Origin of the sequence: Klebsiella michiganensis (assembly GCF_002925905.1) — a bacterium.
Taxonomy (GTDB): domain Bacteria; phylum Pseudomonadota; class Gammaproteobacteria; order Enterobacterales; family Enterobacteriaceae; genus Klebsiella; species Klebsiella michiganensis.
In genome coordinates, this window is sequence record NZ_PRDB01000001.1 from 965,750 (window position 1) to 985,353 (window position 19,604).

Annotated in this window: 19 protein-coding genes; 3 read left to right on the forward strand and 16 right to left on the reverse strand. The window is 57.6% G+C overall.

The genetic code is table 11. The annotated features are described in order from the left end of the window. Window positions 1-9: 9 nt before the first annotated feature. Together mdtM and CDA56_RS04735 are read right to left on the reverse strand one after the other, a co-directional pair. Complete coding sequence (gene mdtM / locus CDA56_RS04730) at window positions 10-1,251, reverse strand: multidrug efflux MFS transporter MdtM (RefSeq protein ID WP_009652859.1); 1,242 nt, start codon at window positions 1,249-1,251, stop codon at window positions 10-12. A gap of 163 nt (window positions 1,252-1,414) precedes the next feature. Beyond that, window positions 1,415-2,704, reverse strand: coding sequence for a DUF445 domain-containing protein (locus CDA56_RS04735; RefSeq protein ID WP_103814871.1), 1,290 nt, complete (start codon window positions 2,702-2,704; stop codon window positions 1,415-1,417). 300 nt (window positions 2,705-3,004) lie between these two features. On the opposite strand from CDA56_RS04735, the gene CDA56_RS04740 reads away from it, so the two are divergent. Continuing rightward, window positions 3,005-3,439: an RICIN domain-containing protein gene (locus CDA56_RS04740; protein WP_046877824.1), complete on the forward strand. Its 435-nt coding sequence runs from the start codon at window positions 3,005-3,007 to the stop codon at window positions 3,437-3,439. A gap of 89 nt (window positions 3,440-3,528) precedes the next feature. On the opposite strand, the gene CDA56_RS04745 is transcribed toward CDA56_RS04740, so the two are convergent. Both CDA56_RS04745 and CDA56_RS04750 read right to left on the reverse strand, forming a co-directional pair. Further along, window positions 3,529-4,170, reverse strand: coding sequence for a LysE family translocator (locus tag CDA56_RS04745; protein WP_047724601.1), 642 nt, complete (start codon window positions 4,168-4,170; stop codon window positions 3,529-3,531). Window positions 4,171-4,216: 46 nt separating this feature from the next. Further along, on the reverse strand, window positions 4,217-5,032 hold the full coding sequence (locus CDA56_RS04750) for an AraC family transcriptional regulator (protein ID WP_102803611.1): 816 nt from the start codon (window positions 5,030-5,032) through the stop codon (window positions 4,217-4,219). A gap of 208 nt (window positions 5,033-5,240) precedes the next feature. Between CDA56_RS04750 and CDA56_RS04755 the strand changes: the two genes are divergently transcribed. Both CDA56_RS04755 and CDA56_RS04760 read left to right on the forward strand, forming a co-directional pair. Beyond that, complete coding sequence (locus CDA56_RS04755) at window positions 5,241-6,191, forward strand: Rpn family recombination-promoting nuclease/putative transposase (RefSeq protein WP_102803612.1); 951 nt, start codon at window positions 5,241-5,243, stop codon at window positions 6,189-6,191. A 178-nt stretch (window positions 6,192-6,369) separates the two neighbouring features. After that, window positions 6,370-7,740, forward strand: coding sequence for an NAD-dependent succinate-semialdehyde dehydrogenase (locus CDA56_RS04760; protein WP_102803613.1), 1,371 nt, complete (start codon window positions 6,370-6,372; stop codon window positions 7,738-7,740). Window positions 7,741-7,786: 46 nt separating this feature from the next. On the opposite strand, the gene CDA56_RS04765 is transcribed toward CDA56_RS04760, so the two are convergent. From CDA56_RS04765 to CDA56_RS04820, 12 genes are all read right to left on the reverse strand, one after another. After that, a complete protein-coding gene (locus tag CDA56_RS04765; RefSeq protein ID WP_004098289.1) occupies window positions 7,787-8,107 on the reverse strand; it encodes a hypothetical protein in 321 nt (106 codons plus the stop codon). After that, window positions 8,107-8,652 carry a YfaZ family outer membrane protein gene (locus CDA56_RS04770; protein ID WP_004098290.1) on the reverse strand — a complete coding sequence of 182 codons (546 nt, stop codon included), beginning with the start codon at window positions 8,650-8,652 and terminating at the stop codon, window positions 8,107-8,109. The genes CDA56_RS04765 and CDA56_RS04770 overlap by 1 nt, the downstream gene beginning before the upstream one ends. Before the next feature lie 349 nt (window positions 8,653-9,001). Then, window positions 9,002-9,958 carry a GTPase gene (yjiA, locus tag CDA56_RS04775; RefSeq protein ID WP_014227783.1) on the reverse strand — a complete coding sequence of 319 codons (957 nt, stop codon included), beginning with the start codon at window positions 9,956-9,958 and terminating at the stop codon, window positions 9,002-9,004. Window positions 9,959-9,969: 11 nt separating this feature from the next. Continuing rightward, complete coding sequence (locus tag CDA56_RS04780) at window positions 9,970-10,173, reverse strand: YbdD/YjiX family protein (RefSeq protein ID WP_004098292.1); 204 nt, start codon at window positions 10,171-10,173, stop codon at window positions 9,970-9,972. Window positions 10,174-10,282: 109 nt separating this feature from the next. After that, complete coding sequence (btsT, locus tag CDA56_RS04785) at window positions 10,283-12,433, reverse strand: pyruvate/proton symporter BtsT (RefSeq protein ID WP_102803614.1); 2,151 nt, start codon at window positions 12,431-12,433, stop codon at window positions 10,283-10,285. A gap of 297 nt (window positions 12,434-12,730) precedes the next feature. Further along, window positions 12,731-13,243 (reverse strand): 4-hydroxyphenylacetate 3-monooxygenase reductase subunit, encoded by a 513-nt coding sequence (locus CDA56_RS04790; RefSeq protein ID WP_047724590.1) that lies wholly within the window; start codon window positions 13,241-13,243, stop codon window positions 12,731-12,733. Between the two features lie 19 nt (window positions 13,244-13,262). Continuing rightward, window positions 13,263-14,825, reverse strand: a complete 1,563-nt coding sequence (gene hpaB, locus CDA56_RS04795) for a 4-hydroxyphenylacetate 3-monooxygenase, oxygenase component (protein WP_102803615.1) — start codon at window positions 14,823-14,825, stop codon at window positions 13,263-13,265. 364 nt (window positions 14,826-15,189) lie between these two features. Further along, complete coding sequence (hpaA, locus tag CDA56_RS04800) at window positions 15,190-16,080, reverse strand: 4-hydroxyphenylacetate catabolism regulatory protein HpaA (protein WP_102803616.1); 891 nt, start codon at window positions 16,078-16,080, stop codon at window positions 15,190-15,192. Window positions 16,081-16,089: 9 nt separating this feature from the next. Beyond that, window positions 16,090-17,466 (reverse strand): 4-hydroxyphenylacetate permease, encoded by a 1,377-nt coding sequence (gene hpaX, locus CDA56_RS04805; protein WP_014227785.1) that lies wholly within the window; start codon window positions 17,464-17,466, stop codon window positions 16,090-16,092. 43 nt (window positions 17,467-17,509) lie between these two features. Further along, window positions 17,510-18,301: a 4-hydroxy-2-oxoheptanedioate aldolase gene (gene hpaI / locus CDA56_RS04810; protein ID WP_004098302.1), complete on the reverse strand. Its 792-nt coding sequence runs from the start codon at window positions 18,299-18,301 to the stop codon at window positions 17,510-17,512. Between the two features lie 10 nt (window positions 18,302-18,311). Continuing rightward, window positions 18,312-19,115 carry a 2-oxo-hept-4-ene-1,7-dioate hydratase gene (gene hpaH / locus CDA56_RS04815; protein ID WP_004098303.1) on the reverse strand — a complete coding sequence of 268 codons (804 nt, stop codon included), beginning with the start codon at window positions 19,113-19,115 and terminating at the stop codon, window positions 18,312-18,314. 99 nt (window positions 19,116-19,214) lie between these two features. Next, complete coding sequence (locus tag CDA56_RS04820; protein ID WP_004098305.1) at window positions 19,215-19,595, reverse strand: 5-carboxymethyl-2-hydroxymuconate Delta-isomerase; 381 nt, start codon at window positions 19,593-19,595, stop codon at window positions 19,215-19,217. Window positions 19,596-19,604: the final 9 nt, after the last annotated feature.

A 19,604-nucleotide genomic window follows, 5' to 3' on the forward strand; every position in this document is an offset into this window, starting at 1 on the left:
CAATGTGGGCTACTCCTGCGCCAGCTCGGCTTCCGGCTGCTGGCGTATCCGGCTTAATAAACCCGCCAGACAGCACGCGGCCGCAATCCCCGCCGCCACCCCCAGCAGATGAAAAGGCAGCCTGCCGCCGTTAAACCACAGCCAGCGCGCCGCTTCGATAGAGAGCGCGCTGACGCTGAGGATCACGATATTCAGCGAAGCGGAAACGGTGCCCTTTGGCAGATCGTTTGAAAACAGGGTAAAGCGGAACAGGGTCGGGAAGATCAGCCCAATGCCGAAGGCGTAGAAGCAGGTGCCGATCACCGACCACAGCCAGACGTGCGGCCACAGCAGGTTGCCGAGGATCAGGATCGCCAGCCCGGTCATCTGGATGGGCACCGCGCGCCAGATAAAGCGCGGACGCGTCGGGTCTTTTACCCAGCGCGCCACCGACAGGTTGGCAATAATCACCGCGCTGAAGACCGGCACCTGGGTCCAGGCGAACTCGGCGGTGGTCAGCCCGCCGTCGTCAATCAGGATAACCGGCGAGACCGCAACCCAGCTCATCAGTGGAATATAGCTGAGCGAGAGCGTGGCGGCGCCGAACAGAAAAACGCGGTTGCGGAAAACATCGCGGAAATCGCGCAGCACGCCGCTGGCGCTGAAGGGGACGTCGCCGCGCCGGACGGTCTCCGGCATATTCAGCAGTAGCCCCAGCCAGGCGATAAACCCCATGACGGCAATAATCCCGAACAGCACTTTCCAGTGCACGAAGTGCATCAGCGCCGCGCCGGAGAGCGGGCCAATTATTGGCGCGATCAGCACGATCGAGGTAATAATCGCCATCAGCTTAATGGCTTTTGTCTGGCCGAACGCCTCCTGCACGGTGACGTAGCCAACCGTAGCGATAAAACAGATGCTGGTGCCCTGAACAAAGCGCGCGGCGAGGAACTGCTCCATTGAGGTGGTGAACAGGGTCGCGAAGCAGGCCAGGGTAAAGATCAGCGCGCCGGTGAGCAGCACCGGACGGCGGCCGATACGATCGGAGAGCGGCCCGAGCAGCCACTGTAGCGCCATGCCGCCGGCCATATACAGGCTGACCGAGGCGGGAGCCAGCGCCACGTCGGCGTCAAAGTCGCGCACCACGTGAATAATCCCCGGCTGGATAAGATCGGTGGTCAGATAGGCGGCAAAGTCATACAGGATCAGCGCCGCCGGGAAGAACAGCGTGGCGGAATGGCGGGCGAAAAAACGGGTCATCCATTGCAACATCGGTGGGCTCCTTGTTGAGTCTCTACGCCATAAATAGCCGTTTATGCGCGCACTATTTCAGCACTTCACACTGCAATAAATTTAGGGTCAACCTAAATATCCATGTGTTTTTAATGGTTAATATGTATTCATATAAGAAATACATTAAAAACAAAAAGTTGAATTAAATATGTAAATGCAGCAGCGAAGGAATTTGTGAAAACAGCCACAGCAGCAGACCGATAGTGCCGCCAACCAGCGTGCCGTTGATGCGGATAAACTGCAGATCCTTACCAATGTTCAGCTCGATTTGTCGCGACATATCGCGGGAGTCCCAGCTTTTGACCGTATCGCTGATATGGCGCGTCAGGAAGGCGGCAAACTCCGGGGCCACCCGGTGCGCCGCCTGCTCAAGATGTTCGTTCAGGGATTCGCGCAGCGCCTCATCGTGGAGCAGCGTTTCGCCAAACCACTGACCGGCTTCGGCAATGCGCTGCTTAATGCGTGAATCGTCGCTATTAACATCGTTTTTAACCCAGCCGCGCAGATCGGCCCATACCTCGCCCAGATAGCGGTTAAAGGTCTCATCGTTTTTCAGATACGCTTTGATATTGTCCGCTTTTTCCGCCATCAGCGGATCGGACTTCAGGTTGTCGATCAGCTTCAGCGCCGCGCGATCGAAGGCATGGCGGATCTGATGGGCGCGATCCTGACTCACTTCGTCGAGCAGCGTGTTAACCGCATCGGTAACCATTTCAGCGCTGTGCTCACCGAGCCATTCGGTAGGCAGCAGCCTGGCTTTAAGCGGATGCTCGGTCTCCAGCCAGTGCACGATACCGCGGGCAATAAACGCCCGCGAGCTGTCGCGCTGGAGCAGGGCGATCAGCTGGCTAATCAGCGAATCCAGCAGCTTCTGGTGGCGGTTATCGCGCGTCAGCCCTTCCAGCATCATAGCGCTGGTTTGGGTTAAATCGACCTTATCAATCGCTTTATGTACCGCCCGACGCAGCAGGCGCTGAATGCGCGCGTCGTCGGTTAGCTCCAGGAAGCCGCTCATCACCTGCAGCAGATGCTGGCCGACCCGACGCGCGTTTTCCGGCTGGCTGAACCAGTTACCGAGCATCAGCGCCGGTTCATAGCGCCGGATCAGCGCGACCAGAGAGGGCGTATCGAGAAATTTTTCCTGCACGAAATAGCCGAGATTATCGGCAATCCGGTCCTTATTACGCGGAATAATCGCCGTATGCCGCGCAACGAACGGCAGCGGAATACGGCGAAACAGCGCCACGACCGCAAACCAGTCCGCCAGCGCGCCGACCATCGCCGCTTCGGAAATAGCCTTCAGCGCACCGACCCATGGCGTCGGCGGCAGCACGAGGGTAGTGATAAAAATAGCGGCTGCAATCAGCAGCAGCGAGAGCGCCAGCAGCTTGGCGCGTTTCAGTTCAACGAGTTTTTCCATAAGCTTAAGCATATAGCCTGACGGCTAATGCGTAAAATCTTGGCCATTTGACGCCCTGGTCATTCGGATTCCTCTTTTTCCGACGAGAGAGACGATGAGGGTTAATTTAATTTACGTAGCTTAAATTCTATTTTTAAATAATTAAACTTAAATACATTCATAATATATATTCCACATGAGTTTTTTCTTAAGTTAGTTATTAATAAGTGATCTTAATCACATTATATTCAAGGTTAAATAAGGCATTGTTTATTTCAGAGGAAACGTTAATCAATTTCTCTTGCTACTGGTCTTTTATAAAAGGAGTTTTTCATGATTGGTATATTTAAATATGCAGCAAAAAAAGACATGGTATTAGGTATTAGCGATCAGCAAGCCGGGGCTAAGGCTGTTATCTTACCGACGTCCTCACCGTTAAATAAAATTCTGTGGTCGGTTGATGACAGGACCGGCGAGATCGTCCTGGCCGCCAGCGAGGAGCTGCTGCTGGGCATTTGCGGGGATCGTATGGGCTCAGGCGCAGCGATTGAGCTCCAGGTTCGCGGGAATAAAGCGACGCAGCGGTGGGATTTAGTCAGCTCACGTCGCTTTATTAAAAGCAAACAAAACCCGAGCTTTGTTATGGACAGCTACAACCGCGGCACGAACCAGGGGAATCCGATTATTCTTTTCGAATTTAACGGCTCGGAAGCACAGCAGTGGGTATTTGTACCGATGGATATGTTGACGGCAAATAGTCCGGAATAATTATTGTGTAAGATGGCGATAGAGTGAAGCCTCGTTTATTCCCTGCTGGGGAACGGCGAGGCTTTGTCCTTATTTGATGATTGGTAATATTAATTAAAAATAAACTGCCACACAATCCAACAACCAAAAGCCATCAATACGCCGCCGGCCGTGCGCTCGACTCGCCAGACGACGGCGGAAAGGCGGCGCTGCACCGACGGTAGCGCAATCAGCGTGACCAGCAACAGATCCCATATCAACACCACGCTGGTCATCCAGGCTCCGCTGACGGCCTGCTGCACCAGCGTGACGTTCGGGCCCAGCAGGGAGGTCATCAGCGCGAGGTAGAACAGCGCGTTTTTCGGATTGAGCAGCGAAGAACCCAGCCCGAGAAAAAGCTGTTTCACCAGCGGCGGGCGCGAAGCCGAGGCGCCGTGCAGCGCCAGCGTGGTCGGACGGCTTCTGAGCAGCAGGCTGCCAATCCACAGTAAATACGCCGCGCCCAGCAGCTCAATCACCGTAAACAGCAGCGGCGCCTGGCGCAGGATCCCCCAGCCGATAATGGCCAGAAGAATATACAGACCGTTTCCGGCGGCAATGCCGATACACAGGCCGACGCTGCCGCGCAGGCGATAGCGGATGGCGTAGCCCACCAGCAGAAAAAAATCCGGCCCGGGACTTAGCAGGGCGACAAAATGGGAGAGCGCCAGCGCGGGGAAGGCGGAGGGAAAGAGCGTAGCGAGTATGTCCATAGCAACCTCAGTATTAATCTGAGGTCACCTTACGCCAGCGTAAACGCTAATTATTGTCTGTTATTGATCGGGACTGCGCATACTGGCGCGGCGTGGCGGCGGTATAGCTGACAAAGGTTTTATGAAAGTGGCTCTGGTCGGCAAACCCGGCCTGGTAGCCCACATCGGCGATATTATCCCCGGCCCGCAGGCGCGTTTTGGCGAACTCAATCCGCGCGATATTGATAAAGCTGGCGGGCGTCAGGCCGGTATCCTGCTTGAAGGCGCGGATCAGCGTCTCTTTGCGCAGCGCAAACTCATCGGCGAGGCTATCCAGCGTCGGCGGCGCCTGCAGATTGGTTGCCAGACAACTGAACAAACGCGCGCTGGTCTGGCTAAGCGCCACAGGCGCGAGCGGGCGCAGCGGCAGGTCGCGCAGGAACCGGGCGACGCTGGCGGGTAGCGCGGCGGTCTTTTGCTGAGTCATCAACGCCACGATCTGCAGATACCGGGCAAAGAGCCCGGCATCGCGAATCACCGGCTGGGAGGTTATCAGCCGCTCGTGATGCGCATCGTTTGCCAGCTGTCGCCAGCACCAGCTTAGCTCGAGATAGAGCATATGGTAGCTGCGCGGCTGGCCGTCGCGCGGATTGCAGCTGTGGGGCGCCTGGGCGGGGATAATAATCAGATCGCCCGGCCGCAGCAGATACTCCTGCCCGTTGCAGATACAGCGCGTTTCCCCCTCGATAATCGCCCCCACGGAGAGCTGCGGATGGCGGTGACGTTTATAGGCCTGACGGCTTTGCCAGGTGCTGCGCAGCTCCAGCCAGGGCAGCTGTTCGTCGCGCCAGAAGGTTTGCTGAATATCGCGCGTATGGCTCACGGTGGGCTCCTTAGCTGAGGGGGATAGCTGTTTATAACATGCCTTCATCCTGCGGGAGAACCGCGAGTCGCGTTCAACAAAAATGTCTCGCTTGCAGCTGAAGGAAGATATCTTTCGTCGCGGCTCGTAAAGGTCAGCAACAGTGTGTGTGATGAGAAAAATGGCGCAGTAGAGTGGCGGCAGGATTTTTTTACGCAGGCGGATAGCCATGGAAAAGGGTACTACGTCAACGCCGCACGATGCGATCTTCAAACAGTTTTTACGTCAAGCTGATACCGCGCGCGACTTTTTGGATATCCATCTTCCTCCGGCGCTCAGACAGCTTTGCGACCTGGATTCGCTGACGCTTGAATCCGGGAGCTTTATTGAGGAGAACCTGCGGGCATACTACTCCGATGTTCTTTGGGCACTGAAAACCGCGGCGGGAGAAGGCTATATCTATGTTGTCATCGAACATCAAAGCTCTCCGGATGCGTATATGGCCTTCAGAATGATGCGTTACGCCATTGCTGCGATGCAGCGCCATCTGGATAACGGACATAAAACGCTGCCGCTGGTTGTACCGATACTGTTCTATCATGGCGTCGCCACGCCTTATCCCTGGTCGTTATCCTGGCTCGACAAGTTTGCTGACCCTGCTCTGGCTAAGCAGCTTTATACCATGCCGTTTCCGCTGGTGGATATTACCGTCGTGCCTGATGACGAAATTGTCCAGCATCGAAGAGTCGCCTTACTGGAGCTGATGCAAAAACATATTCGTCAGCGCGATTTGCTGGGCATTGTGGAACATCTGACGGCCATTTTGCTTAGCGGATACGCTAATGACAGGCAGCTAAAAACGCTGTTTAATTACCTGATTCACTCGGGCAAAGCGCTTCGGTTGGGGAAATTTATCCGCGAAGTGGCTCAGCGTGTTCCGCAGCATAAGGAGAAGCTCATGACTATCGCCGAAAGGTTACGTGAAGTGGGGCGCAGGCAGGGGAAGCGGGAAGGTCGCCAGGAAGGTCTCGAAAAGGGACGACTTGAGGGCGTTGAGGAGGGGCAGCGCGCCGAAGCGCAGCGTATTGCTCAAACGATGCTCGCCGAAGGTATGGCCCTGGAAACGGTGCTGAGAATTACCGGTTTGTCGGAGGCGGATATCCGGGCGGTTACTCACTAAATTATTGATATTACGGTGTTGTTTATGGGCGATTTATGCCGATAGCGCGCTCCGTTCCATTTCGGGAAAATTCCGTATCTCTCTGAGTTTGGCCGCATCCTCAGCTATCTCGACTAACCTTAATATCCTGTGCGGTATTTATGACTGCGTTAACAGCGATAACAAGGAGACATGCGATATGGCTTATCAGACGGTGAATCCTGCAAACAATCAGCTTATCAAAGCGTACCCGGCACACAGCGACGCGGACGTGGAAGCGGCTCTGCAGAAGGCGGATGCGCTATATCATTCGTCGTGGTCGAAAGGCGATATAGCGCAGCGGCTATCGGTGCTGTACAAGCTGGCGGATCTGATCGACGGCCGGGTTGACGAGCTGGCGAAAATCGCCAGCCAGGAAATGGGCAAACTCATTGAGCAAAGCCGCGGTGAAGTGAAGCTGTGCGCGCAAATTGCCCGCTACTACGCCGACAACGCCAAACAGTTTTTGGCGCCGGTAAAGTATCCGTCCGAGCTGGGTGAAGCCTGGGTCGAACACCATCCCATCGGCGTACTGATGGCGGTAGAACCGTGGAACTTCCCTTATTATCAGCTTATGCGCGTGCTGGCACCGAACCTGGCGGCGGGGAACCCGGTTATCGCCAAACATGCCAGCATCGTCCCGCACTGCGCGGAAACCTTCGCCCACCTGGTACGCGAAGCCGGTGCGCCGGAGGGCGCGTGGACTAACCTGTTTATTTCTCAGGATCAGGTGGCGAAGATTATCGCCGACGATCGCGTACAGGGTGCGGCCCTGACCGGCTCGGAAAAAGCCGGTAGCGTGGTGGCGGCGCAGGCGGCTAAACACATCAAGAAAGCGACGCTTGAACTGGGCGGCAACGATGTCTTTGTGGTCCTGGACGACGCCGATCTGGCGAAGGCGGTGAAGATCGGCGTGCAGGCGCGGCTCAACAACGCAGGCCAGGTGTGCACTGCGGCGAAGCGCTTTATCCTGCATGAAAAAATTGCCGACTCGTTCCTGAGCCAGTTTACCGAGGCCTTCCGTCAGGTGAAAATCGGCGATCCGCTGGATGAGCGCACGACGCTGGGGCCGCTCTCTTCAAAAGATGCGCTGGACACGCTGACCAGGCAGGTGAACGACGCGGTGAAAAACGGCGCGAAGCTGCACCTGGGCGGCAAACCCGCGCAGCGGGAAGGCAGCTTTTTCGAGCCCACCATACTCACCGGCATTACCCGCGATAACCCGGCCTACTTCGAAGAGTTCTTCGGCCCGGTCGCGCAAATCTACGTGGTGAAAGATGACGATGAGGCGATGAAGCTGGCCAACGATTCGCACTATGGCCTTGGCGGAGCCGTATTCAGCCAGGATATCGAAAGGGCGAAACGCATGGCGTCGCGGATTGAAACCGGTATGGTCTATATCAACTGGCTAACCGATACCGCTCCGGAGCTGCCGTTTGGCGGCGTTAAGCGCTCCGGGTTTGGCCGCGAGCTTTCCGATCTCGGGATTAAAGAGTTTGTGAATCAGAAGCTGGTGGTCGTGCATAAATAACGGCGTGAAGACAAAAACCTGCCATCTGGCAGGTTTTTTTTGGCGTTCACTGAACTTCAATCTTATCCCAGCCGCTCTTAAACATGCAGCTGTCGACGAGCGTATCCCTGCGCCCCTCATTGGCGTCCTCAACCGTATAGCTGGTGGAAATATCCTTTTTCTTGTTCTTTTTGTCCGTTTTTTCCGAGCTTGAACCGGTGACGACGTTATCCGGGGGGAGATCGATCAGCGCCTGCGCTTCGCACTCCGTGAGCTTTTTATTCATCTCCGTATCGCTGACTCCCGGCTTCACCCATTTGTACTGGACGCAGCCTGACAGCAGCACGGTGAAGCTCAGAACGCAAAGCGCGGCGAAGCGGCCGTTCATCAGAAGGTAACCCCGCCGCCGACATAGGCGCCGTCAATCAGCGTGTGGCCCGGGCGGCCATCTTTGCCGTCGACGCTGACATGGCGATAGCCCACTTTCAGCGTGACCGGGGTGATTGGCGTCCAGCTTACGCCGCCGTTGGCTTCAACGTAGTTTTTGACGCTATTGTTCAGGCCCTCCGGTGCGGCATAGCCCTCACCATAGAGATGGATGCTGTCGGTCAGGGCCACGTTGACGCCGCCGCCGATGGGGAAGGCCACGCCGTTATCGCCTTTTTTAGGACCGAGGTAGATGGCTTTCGCGCCGGCATTGAACATTACCGGGCCGAGTTCCAGGTTATAACCCGCGCCTACGCCGCCTGTCTGGGTACCGTCATCGGTATTTTTGAGCCAGTTGCTTTCCACATACAGGCCAGAGGAGGATTTCCCCATTTCCAGATTCAGGTTGGTGAAGTTCTTGCCCTGCTCAACGGTGCCGCCCATCGCGAGTGCGGATCCCGAGACGGCAGTCAACGCCGAGAGAAGAAGGATATTCAGCTTTTTCATGTTTTATGCCTCATCATTACATTACGCGGAGGGCACCTTAACAATCGATTTTTATGACTGCAAATCAGCGAGTGATGATTGTTTTATGCTAATTTTGTTATTAGATATATTTATTTGTGTTGTTTGTTAGTTGTTTTTACTGCGGAGTCAATGGGTAATCTTTAGCCGTTGAGCGTGAGTTGAATCTTTTGGCTAAATATTCGCTGAACAGGCGCGAAAAAGCGGTTGTGGACGCAATAATTGGCTTTCTAATTATTTCCAAAAACATTTCTATTGTTACATATAAGAACGAAATTTTACATTTCAGCCGCGCATTCCCCCCTCCAGAAGAGGGGGGCGAGCGACATGACTACTTGCGCAGGCTCGCAAATGCGGTGCGAATCTCATCTTCCGGAAGCTGTATTCCAATAAACACCAGGGTACTGTGCGGCCGCTCATCGCCCCACGGCCGGTCCCAGTCGGCGCTGTATAGCCGTTGAACGCCCTGGAACAGCAGGCGGTTGGGCTCGCCGTCGATCCACAGCATCCCTTTATAGCGCATCAGCTGTTCAGCAAAGGTGAGCAGCAGGTTTTCCATTACCCGCGACACGTCGCTGATATCCACCGGATAATCCAGCTCCACCACGATAGACGACACGTCGTTCTGCTTATCGGCCATAAAGTGGAAGCGCGGTTTGCTGCTGACCACGTTCTCTTCCAGCATAAAGCCGCTGGTGTTAAACAGCAGATTCAGGTCGATATCGCCGTGGGTGACGTTGTAAATCGGCGCGCGGGCGTTAATACGCATCAGCCGTTCGCGGAGCTTGTCGCTGTCGCCCGCCACGTCAGTTTTGGTGAGCAGGATACGATCGGCGTAGCCCACCTGCGACTGGGCAATGGTGAACTGATTCATCTGCTGGTCGGCATGCACCGCGTCAACCAGCGCAATCACGCCATCCAGCAGATAGCGTTCACACAGCACATCGTGAGAGAAAAAGGTCTGGATGATCGGGCCGGGGTCGGCCATGCCGGTACATTCGATCACCAGCCGGTCAAAATCAATTTCTCCGCGATCGCGGCTGTCGAGTAGATCGAGCAGGGCGTCTTCCAGTTCGTTGGAACGGGTACAGCAGATGCAGCCGTTGGTCAGGGTTTTAATCTGCGTGGCGCGATCGCCGATAAGCTGGTCATCGACGGCGACTTCGCCAAATTCGTTTTCGATAACGGCAATTTTAAAGCCGTGCCGTTCGTTCAGGATATGGCGCAGCAGGGTGGTTTTACCCGCGCCAAGAAAACCGGTGAGCAGGGTGACTGCAATCGGTGCCATGTTTGCCTCCATTAGCAGCAGCGTACGCCGCCTTTGCCGTCGCCGCCGTAGCGGGCCTGCTGGCGTTCGCGAAAGAATTCATCGTAGGTCATGTACGGCTTGTCCGGATGGTTAGTCTGCATATGCTCGACGTAATTATCGTAATCCGGAATGCCAATCAGCATTTTCGCTGCCTGACCGAGGTATTTTTTTGCCTGACCTAAGTTACCAAACATTGTGAGTCCCAGAGAACGAATAAAGCCGGATGGCGGCTAGCGCCTCATCCGGCCTACAAACATTCGTTTGTGTAGACCGGATAAGCGTAGCGCCATCCGGCATTAAGGTTTAGTGATGCGAAGAGGTCTTCACGCCGCCTTCCGGTACCGGCACGTACGGGGTCTCTTTGTCGGTACGCATTTTATTGTTGCGCACGTTGAGCCAGGTTTTGATGCCGTAGAAGATGATGCTGTAGACCACCACCAGGAACAGAATGCTCAGACCCGCGTTGGTGTAGTTGTTCACCACGATATGGTTCATGTTGGCAATCTGCTGCGCGGTCAGTTCGCCGCCGGCAGCGATCTTCTCTTTATACTGCTGCGCCATGAAGAAGAAGCCTTCCATCTGCGGGTTGGTGCTGAACAGTTTCAGGCCCAGCGCCCAGGTGGTGCACAGCAGCAGCCATGCGGCCGGGATCACGGTGACCCAGATATATTTGGTGCGCTGCATTTTGACCAGCACCACGGTGCCGAGCACCAGCGCCACGGCGGCCAGCATCTGGTTAGAGATACCGAACAGCGGCCACAGGCTCTTCACGCCGCCCAGCGGGTCGACCACGCCCTGATACAGCAGGTAGCCCCACAGGCCGACGCAGCCCGCGGTACCGATAACACCGGCCACCAGCGAGTCGGTTTTCTTGAGGAACGGCACGAAGTTGCCCAGCAGATCCTGCAGCATAAAGCGGCCTGCACGGGTACCGGCATCCAGCGCGGTGAGGATAAACAGCGCTTCAAACAGAATACCGAAGTGGTACCAGAAGCCCATATCCGCCATCGGGATGATTTTGTGGAACACGTGAGCGATACCCACGGCCAGCGTCGGCGCGCCGCCCGCGCGGTTCAGTACCGACGGTTCGCCGATATCTTTCGCGGTTTGCAGGATTTGCTCAGGTGAGATCACGAAGCCCCAGGAGCTGACGGTCGCCGCCGCGTGTGCGGTGACATCCCTCAGCTGCGCGGCAATCAGCGCGGCGTTCTCACCGCCCATTTCGTGCAGGTTCGGCATGGTGATGCCCAGACCCGCTGGCGGGGTGTTCATCGCGAAGTAGAGGCCCGGTTCGATAATTGAGGCCGCTACCAGCGCCATGATAGCGACGAAAGATTCCATCAGCATCGCGCCGTAGCCGATAAAGCGGGCGTCGGTTTCGTTAGCCAGCAGCTTCGGCGTGGTGCCGGAGGCGATCAGGGCGTGGAAGCCGGAGACCGCGCCGCAGGCGATAGTGATAAACAGGAACGGGAACAGCGCGCCTTTCCACAGCGGACCGGTACCGTCAATGTACTGGGTCACCGCCGGCATTTTCAGGTCCGGGTTGAGGATAACAATGCCCAGCGCCAGGCCGACGATAACGCCAATTTTCAGGAAGGTCGCCAGGTAGTCGCGCGGCGCCAGAATCAGCCAGACCGGCAGCAGCGCCGAGATAAACGCGTAGCCAATCAGGGTAAAGGTAATAGTGGTGTCTTTAAAGGTCAGCGCCGGGCCCCAGTACGGGTCGTGGGCAATCACGCCGCCGAAGTAAATCGACGCTACCAGCAGGACGATACCAATCACCGATACTTCGGCTACGCGGCCCGGGCGCAGGAAGCGCATGTAGATCCCCATAAACAGGGCGATCGGCACGGTCGAGCAGACGGTGAAGACGCCCCACGGGCTTTCCGCCAGCGCTTTCACCACGATTAACGCCAGCACCGCAAGGATGATGATCATTATCAGGAAGCAGCCGAACAGCGCGATGGAGCCCGGTACCGGACCCATCTCCTGCTTGATCATTTCTCCCAGCGAGGCACCGTTACGGCGCGAGGAGATAAACAGCACCATAAAGTCCTGCACCGCCCCTGCCAGCACGACGCCCGCCAGCAGCCACAGGGTACCCGGCAGGTAGCCCATCTGCGCGGCGAGCACCGGGCCCACCAGCGGACCGGCGCCGGCAATCGCGGCAAAGTGGTGGCCAAACAGCACGTAGCGGTTGGTCGGAACGTAGTTCAGGCCATCGTTGTTAATCACCGCAGGCGTGGAGCGCGTAGGATCGAGCTTCATGACCTTTTGCGCAATGTACAGGCTGTAATAACGGTAGGCGACGAGGTAGACGGAAACCGAGGCCACCACGATCCACAGCGCACTGACGTGCTCGCCGCGGCGCAGAGCGACGACCGAGAGGCAAAATGCCCCGATGATTCCAAGAATCACCCAGGGTATGTGCTTGAATAACTTTTTAGTATCCATAGTAAAACCTGGCTTAATAAGATGAATAATGGGCCGAAGCCGTCTGGGTTTAGTTAGTGTTTGAGGAGGCATTGATTAGCTATGCTGGGGACCATCTTGCCAGAACGTCGCGCGCGTAAAGTTGGGTAAATCTGTGAGTGGTTATATTCGGGGTTAAGCGGTCACTTGCGAGGGTAAGCGGTTGGGCAGGAATCCCGGTAGGTTTAAATATGTGATTGAGATCACAGGAATATTCCCGCCGTGACGATGGGGGGAAGCGAGGTAATCCCCTCTCCCGCGAGAGAGGGGAAGGCAAAACTACGCCACGACGTCCATCTCCATCATCACCGGATGGAAGCGGCGCTTAAAGTAGATCAACCCGTGGCCCTGCTGGCTCAGGGTAATGTTGCTGATTTCCACCAGATAGACCAGGTGGCTACCGATGGTCTGCACCTGGCTAATCTCGCCCTCAAGGCTCGCCAGCGCGCCTTTCAGCACCGGCTGGCCCAGCGCGCCTTTTTGCCAGCCGCTGAGGCCGAAACGGTCATCCATCGTCATCCCGGTCATGCCGGCGAAGTGGCGGGCCATCTCCTCTTGCTCGTGGTTCAGCACGTTGATGCACAGCTTGCCGTTGCCCTGGAACACCGGATTCATCGCGCTGTTAGCGTTGATGCAGACCATTACCGACGGCGGCGTATCGGTCACCGAACAGACCGCGGTGGCGGTGATACCGCAGCGGCCCGCCTCGCCTTCGGTGGTGATGACGTTAACGGCGGCCGACAGACTGGCCATGGCATCGCGAAAACGCAGACGTTGTTCATCTAATTGCATTGTGACCTCCCGCTGCCGGTTACTTCAGCAGCTTATCCAGCATGTTGATATCGGTATTGTTGTGCAGATGCGGCACCGTCCAGCCGTTCTGGTCGTACTCGGACAGGCAGCGATCCACCATCGCCATCATTTTGTCCATGTTGCCGGAGCTCTGCGCCTGACGCAGGCACTGCAGGCGAATTTCATCCTGGCTACCGGAGTAGTTGATTTCGTACAGCTCATGACGGCCGCCAAACTCGCTGCCGATGGCGTCCCACATCAGTTTGAGGATCTTGATGCGCTCGACGTGATCCATGCCGTTCGATCCGCGCACGTATTTCGCCAGGTATTCGTTGATCTGCGGATTATTGAGATCGCGGGCGCTGGACGGCAGATAGATCAGGCCGCTGGTGACGTTGCGTTCAATAATGTTTTTGATTTTGGCGTAGGCCATCGGCGCCATCACGCGATAGGTTTGCAGCGCGGCGTGATCCGGCAGATACGCGCCGTTAACCCACGGCGTCGCTTCGGCGCACATCGAATCGCTCAGCGCCCAGAACATATTGCGCCAGGCCACCACTTCGCCGAGATCCGCCTGCACGCCGCGGAACTCCAGGGTGCCGGTACACTCCAGCGAGCGTTTCAGCAGGGCGGTGATAAAGTCGAGCTTCACGGCCAGACGCACGCAGGCCTGCAGCGGATACATGCGGGCGAAACCGCCCTCCATCGTCCAGCGGCGGCAGCGATCGAAGTCGCGATAGATCAGCACGTTTTCCCATGGGATCAGCACATTATCCATCACCAGGATCGCATCGTTCTCGTCGAAGCGGCTGGAGAGCGGATAATCGTAGGGCGATCCGGTTGCTCCGGCGACCAGCTCATAGGAGGCGCGGGAGATAAGCTTGACCCCTTCGGCGTCCATCGGCGCGACGAACATCAGCGCGAAGTCCGGGTTTTCGCCCATCACCTGCGCCGAGCCGAAGCCAATCATGTTGTAGTGGGTGAGCGCCGAGTTGGTGGCTACCACTTTCGCGCCGCTGACGATGATCCCGGCATCGGTCTCTTTCTCCAGCTTGATATAGACGTCTTTCACTTCGTCGGCTGGCTTATGGCGGTCGATGGGCGGGTTGACGATGGCGTGGTTAAAGTAGAGGCCGGTTTCCTGGATGCGGGTGTACCAGTTACGGGCGTTCTGTTCAAACTGACCATAAAACGCCGGGTTTGCGCCTAGCGCGCAGCCGAACGCGGCTTTGTAGTCCGGGGTACGGCCCATCCAGCCGTAGCTCAGGCGCGACCATTCGGCGATAGCGTCGCGCTGCTGGCGCAGATCGTCGGCGCTTTTCGCGACGCGGAAGAACTTGTGGGTATAGCCGCCGCTGCCGGTATCGGTGCCCCAGCACAGGGTATCCTGCAGTTCGGGTTTATGCAGCGCGTCGTACATCTGGGCGACGGAGGCGGCGGCGTTGCGGAACGCCGGGTGGGTGGTCACGTCCTTAACGCGTTTGCCGTAGATATAGATTTCGCGGCCGTCCTGCAGGCTCTTCAGGTACTCTTCACCGGTTAACGGGCGTTTAGCGTCGGCACGGAAATTTTCAGGTTTCATAGGTGACCTCTTCAGTATTAATCGGAATGCGATGTTAAATTTATGTTTTGTTTTTGTTGTTCAATTGAAGCGGTTAACGCGGCTTTCGTGAAGAGACTTTTAGGTCAACGGTCGGTACTTTTCAGGCGGGGTTGGGTTATGTGATCGGGGGTTGGTTTTTTCTATTTTCCGGCCTGGCTCCCCGGTGATCCGACGACAAGCCAGGGCGGGTTTTGAATGTGTAGGCCGGACAGATGCGCAGCATCGCCTCCGGGAAATGCAGCGATTCTGCGCTCTGCTCCGGGGGGGCGGCGCTTGATGCGCCTTGCCCGGGATACCGCCTCTCAGACGGCTGCGAACTCGCCGCGCCGTCCCCGGGAAGCTCTTATGATACCGGTACTTTTTGCGTTCTGAACGCGCTCGGCGAGCAGCCGACTAAGCGGTTAAAAAAGCGGGCAAAATAGGCCGGATCCTTAAAGCCCAGCTGCCAGGCTATCTCGTTGACCGCGCTGTCGGAAAAGAGCAGTAGCCTCTTGGCTTCGCGCAGCTGCCTGTCGAAAATCAGCCGTTTGGGCGGCCGGTTGGCGAAGCGGCGGCAGATATCGGTTAACCGGGATTCGGTCAGATGCAGCTCGCTGGCGTAATCCGGCACCGTCCAGTGCTGATGGTAGTGGCCGTCGATCAGCTGGTTAAACCGCTGGAACAGCTTGAGCTCGCCGCGTATCCCGCTGGCCGCGTGATCGTCAAGCTTCGCGTTGCGCAGCAGCAGGGTGAACACCGCCTGCGCCAGCAGCGTCAGGGTATGTTCCCGCCCCGGCAGCTGCGACGTCGATTCCCGTTCAATCAGCCGCCAGTAGTGCGCCAGCGCCGCCAGCTCCTCGGGCCTGTCGGCCAGCGACAGGCAGATGCCCGGCAGACCGAAAGCCTCCCGCGTGCCGGGATAGAGCACCTCCAGCAGCGGCCAGACCAGATCCTCGCGCACCGTCAGCACGTGACCGTCGCTATCGGACTCGGTGATAAAAGCGTGCGGCACCGAGGGCGGCGTCAGGACAAACAGCGGCGCCTGCACCGAATAGTGATGATCGTCGAGCTGCAGCTCAATCTGCCCGGTATCGAGAAAGTGCATCTGAAAATACTGGTCGTGACGGTGCGCCTGCATATCGCGGCCAAAGAACTCCGCCATCCTGGCAAACGATTGATAATGCACATCTTCCGTCCCCAGGCTCTCATCGTACTCTTTATTAATATCGATATTGGCTATCGGGCTCTGGCACATGGCGGCTCCTTACGGCGTCGCGCGCGGACGCGTTCCTTTCATCGGAATCACCCAGATAATCATCGCGCCGATGACCAGCAGGGCGGCGACGAACCACAGGCCGCTACTGAAGCTGCCGGTAATATCCTTCAGCCAGCCGATCATAAAGGGGCTGAGCGCCGATCCGATATTACCCGTCGCGTTGATCACCGCGATACCGATCGCTCTGGCGCGCAGGCTGATCGACTGATCCGGCGTGGTCCAGAAAATGGCCATTGCGCTAAACGATCCGGTGGAGGCCATCACGATCCCGAGCAGCTGGATCAGGTTGTGATCGGTGGCCGACGCCAGCAGCCAGCCCGCGGCGGCGAACAGGAACGGCAGGGCGGTGTGGTGCTTACGCTCCTGATGTTTATCGGAGTGGCGGCTCCAGTAGATCATCCCCAGAATGGTACAAATCTGCGGGATCGCCGCCAGCAGGCCGATGGTGATATTGCTGCTGCTTTCGTTAAAGCTTTTGAGGATCTGCGGCGTCCAGATGCTGATCGCACTGAGCGTATTGGTCAGGCAGAAGTAGGCCAGGGTGTACATCAGCACGATCGGCGTGAACACTTCCCGCCACAGGCTGCGCTGCTGCATGGCGTGATGGCTGATCGCCCCTTCCGGCTGGACCAGCGTCAGGCGGTCGTTATCCATCATCTCCTGCAGGCATTTTTTATCGTCCGCGGTCAGCCATTTCGCCTTCGACGGCGAATCATCAAGCCAGAACCAGACCATAATACCGAGCAGCACCGACGGGAAGCCTTCCAGCAGGAACAGCCACTGCCAGCCGTGCAGGTTCAGCAGGCCGTCCATCGACAGGATATAGCCGGAGACGATCGACCCCAGCGCGGTGGTCACCGGCATCGCGATCATAAACAGCGCGTTGGCGCGGGCGCGGAAAAAGGCCGGGAACCAGTAGGTCAGATAGAGCAGAATGCCGGGCAGAAAACCGGCCTCGGTGATCCCCACCAGCATGCGCAGGATATAGAGGCTGTTCGGTCCGGTCGCGAACATGGTGGCGGTGGAGGCGATGCCCCACAGCACCATGATGGTGGCGATCCAGCGGCGAGCGCCAACGATGCTGAGCATCACGTTGCTGGGAATGCCGAATATCACGTAGGTGGCGTAAAACAGGGTGGTGGCAAGACCAAACATGGTGGCGTTAAGGCCCAGATCCTGGCCCATGGTCAGCCCGGCAAAGCCGATATTGATGCGATCTAAAAACGAAAAGATAAACAGCACGAACAAAAAGACGATCAGGCGGCGAAAGAGCTTGTTGATAACCGACTGCTGCTGCGCCGTCAGCTGCTTGTGCTGATTAGCCGGATCGAACTTTTCCGGGATGGCAGATGATGTATCGCTCATTATCATTTTCCTCTAATGGGAATTTTGTAGGGTACTGCGGGTATTAATAGACGCCTGACGAACCCTGGGCGGTTTTTTCCGCGCCAAATCGCGCCGCCAGCGCTTCCGCGCCGCGGGCCAGCAGGGTGGTATCGACGCCGACGGCGACAAACAGCGCGCCGAGTTCCAGGTAGCGCTTCGCCAGCGGCTCGCTGGCCATCAGGATCCCCGGCGCTTTGCCCGCCGCGCGAATTTGCCCGATGGCGCGCTCAATGGCGGCCTGCACTTCCGGGTGCTGCGGGTTGCCGCTGAAGCCCATATCGGCGCTCAGATCCGCCGGGCCAATAAACACGCCGTCCACGCCCTCGACATCGAGGATCTGCGGCAGATTGTTGAGCGCTTCGCGGGTTTCGATCTGCACCAGCACGCACATCGCGTCGTTGGCCTGATGGAGATAATCCGGGACGCGGTTCCAGCGCGAGGCGCGGGCCAGCGCGCTGCCGACGCCGCGAATGCCCGCGGGCGGGTAGCGGGTGGCTTTCACCGCCAGCCGCGCTTCGTCGGCGTTCTGCACCATCGGCACCAGCAGGGTTTGCGCGCCGATATCCAGCAGCTGTTTAATCTGCACCGGGTCGTTCCACGACGGCCGCACCACCGGCTGGCTGGGGTAGGGAGCGATCGCCTGTAGCTGGGTCAGGATTGTCTGCACGCTGTTTGGCGCATGCTCGCCGTCGATCAGCAGCCAGTCGAACCCGGCCCCGGCCAGCAGCTCGGCGCTGTAGCTGCTGGTCAGCCCCAGCCACAGGCCAATCTGCGGACGACCCGCTTTTAAGGCGTCTTTAAAGGCGTTATGCATCATGTTTCTCCTAGACAAAGCGGCAGCTAATCGCGCCCATGTTGCCGTAGTCGACGTGGAAGGTGTCGCCTTTGCGCGCCGGTACCGGCCGGGTAAAGGAGCCGCCGAGAATAATCTGCCCGGCTTCCAGCTGGACGTCGTACGGCGCCAGCTTGTTCGCCAGCCAGGCCACGCCGTTGGCCGGGTGATTCAGCACCCCCGCGGCGACGCCGGTCTCTTCAATCACGCCGTTGCGATAGAGCAGGGCGGCGATCCAGCGCAGATCCAGCTCGTCGGGTTTAATCGGGCGGCCGCCGAGGATCACCCCGGCGTTGGCGGCGTTATCGGAGATGGTGTCGAAGACTTTGCGCGGGCGCTGGGTTTCCGGGTCGATGTTGTGGCAGCGGGCGTCAATCAGCTCCAGCGCCGGGATCACGTAGTCGGTGGCGTTGTAGACGTCAAACAGGGTGCAGTGGGGGCCGCGCAGCGGTTTGGCCAGCACGAAGGCCAGCTCCACTTCGATACGCGGGACGATAAAGCGGTCGGTAGGAATATCGCCGCCGTCGTGGAAAAACATATCGTCCAGCAGCGCGCCGTAGTCCGGTTCGCTGATTTGCGAACTGGCCTGCATTGCTTTTGAGGTCAGGCCGATTTTATGTCCTTTCAGCACGCGGCCTTCGGCGATTTTCATATTTACCCATTCGCGCTGTACCGCGTAGGCGTCTTCGATAGTGATCGTCGGGTGATCCAGCGAAATAGCGCGGATCTGTTCACGCTGTTTTTCCGCCTGGTTTAGCCGCTGGGCGATCAGGGTATGGGTATGTTTATCGAGCATAGTTGCTTCCTGTTACGTCATTCGGTGCTGCTGCGCCGGAAATAAAAGCCGGCGCCGTTTCGCCCTCTCCCGGCGGGAGAGGGCCTGACCGGCCGCACGCTATTTAAACAAGGCGTGCACGTTGTTCTGCTTGTAGTTCAGCGTCGGGTGCAGTTCATCAATCTCAAACGACAGCGCCAGATAGCGGCTCTCCATCAGCGCGGCGAAATGGGCTTTGATCAGCGTGAACAGCATATCGCCCACGTCCTGGCGGCTCTCCAGGCTGCGTCCGGCGCCAATTTTCAGCGTCATATGCACAAAGGCGTAATCGTGCTGGCCGTCGGCCATCTGCCAGGTATCCAGCCAGATGGCGCGGCTGCGAATGCCGCCGATGGGGAAGATGCCGGTGGCCGCCAGCGCGGCGTTCACTTTGCCGAACAGGCCCGGTAAATCAGCCTGCTCGCGGATGTTGTCGGTACATTCAGCGATAAAATGCGGCATTCTGCGTGC

Excerpts from the sequence above, each read along its gene's own strand:
- mdtM (WP_009652859.1), bottom strand. The coding sequence starts at position 1,251 with ATGTTGCAATGGATGACCCGTTTTTTCGCCCGCCATTCCGCCACGCTG.
- hpaI (WP_004098302.1), bottom strand. The coding sequence starts at position 18,301 with ATGCATAACGCCTTTAAAGACGCCTTAAAAGCGGGTCGTCCGCAGATT.
- CDA56_RS04760 (WP_102803613.1), top strand. The coding sequence starts at position 6,370 with ATGGCTTATCAGACGGTGAATCCTGCAAACAATCAGCTTATCAAAGCG.
- CDA56_RS04765 (WP_004098289.1), bottom strand. The coding sequence starts at position 8,107 with ATGAACGGCCGCTTCGCCGCGCTTTGCGTTCTGAGCTTCACCGTGCTG.
- CDA56_RS04755 (WP_102803612.1), top strand. The coding sequence starts at position 5,241 with ATGGAAAAGGGTACTACGTCAACGCCGCACGATGCGATCTTCAAACAG.
- hpaA (WP_102803616.1), bottom strand. The coding sequence starts at position 16,080 with ATGTGCCAGAGCCCGATAGCCAATATCGATATTAATAAAGAGTACGAT.
- CDA56_RS04735 (WP_103814871.1), bottom strand. The coding sequence starts at position 2,704 with ATGCTTAAGCTTATGGAAAAACTCGTTGAACTGAAACGCGCCAAGCTG.
- yjiA (WP_014227783.1), bottom strand. The coding sequence starts at position 9,958 with ATGGCACCGATTGCAGTCACCCTGCTCACCGGTTTTCTTGGCGCGGGT.
- CDA56_RS04790 (WP_047724590.1), bottom strand. The coding sequence starts at position 13,243 with ATGCAATTAGATGAACAACGTCTGCGTTTTCGCGATGCCATGGCCAGT.
- CDA56_RS04745 (WP_047724601.1), bottom strand. The coding sequence starts at position 4,170 with ATGGACATACTCGCTACGCTCTTTCCCTCCGCCTTCCCCGCGCTGGCG.
- hpaH (WP_004098303.1), bottom strand. The coding sequence starts at position 19,115 with ATGCTCGATAAACATACCCATACCCTGATCGCCCAGCGGCTAAACCAG.
- CDA56_RS04740 (WP_046877824.1), top strand. The coding sequence starts at position 3,005 with ATGATTGGTATATTTAAATATGCAGCAAAAAAAGACATGGTATTAGGT.
- CDA56_RS04820 (WP_004098305.1), bottom strand. The coding sequence starts at position 19,595 with ATGCCGCATTTTATCGCTGAATGTACCGACAACATCCGCGAGCAGGCT.
- hpaB (WP_102803615.1), bottom strand. The coding sequence starts at position 14,825 with ATGAAACCTGAAAATTTCCGTGCCGACGCTAAACGCCCGTTAACCGGT.
- CDA56_RS04780 (WP_004098292.1), bottom strand. The coding sequence starts at position 10,173 with ATGTTTGGTAACTTAGGTCAGGCAAAAAAATACCTCGGTCAGGCAGCG.
- btsT (WP_102803614.1), bottom strand. The coding sequence starts at position 12,433 with ATGGATACTAAAAAGTTATTCAAGCACATACCCTGGGTGATTCTTGGA.
- hpaX (WP_014227785.1), bottom strand. The coding sequence starts at position 17,466 with ATGAGCGATACATCATCTGCCATCCCGGAAAAGTTCGATCCGGCTAAT.
- CDA56_RS04770 (WP_004098290.1), bottom strand. The coding sequence starts at position 8,652 with ATGAAAAAGCTGAATATCCTTCTTCTCTCGGCGTTGACTGCCGTCTCG.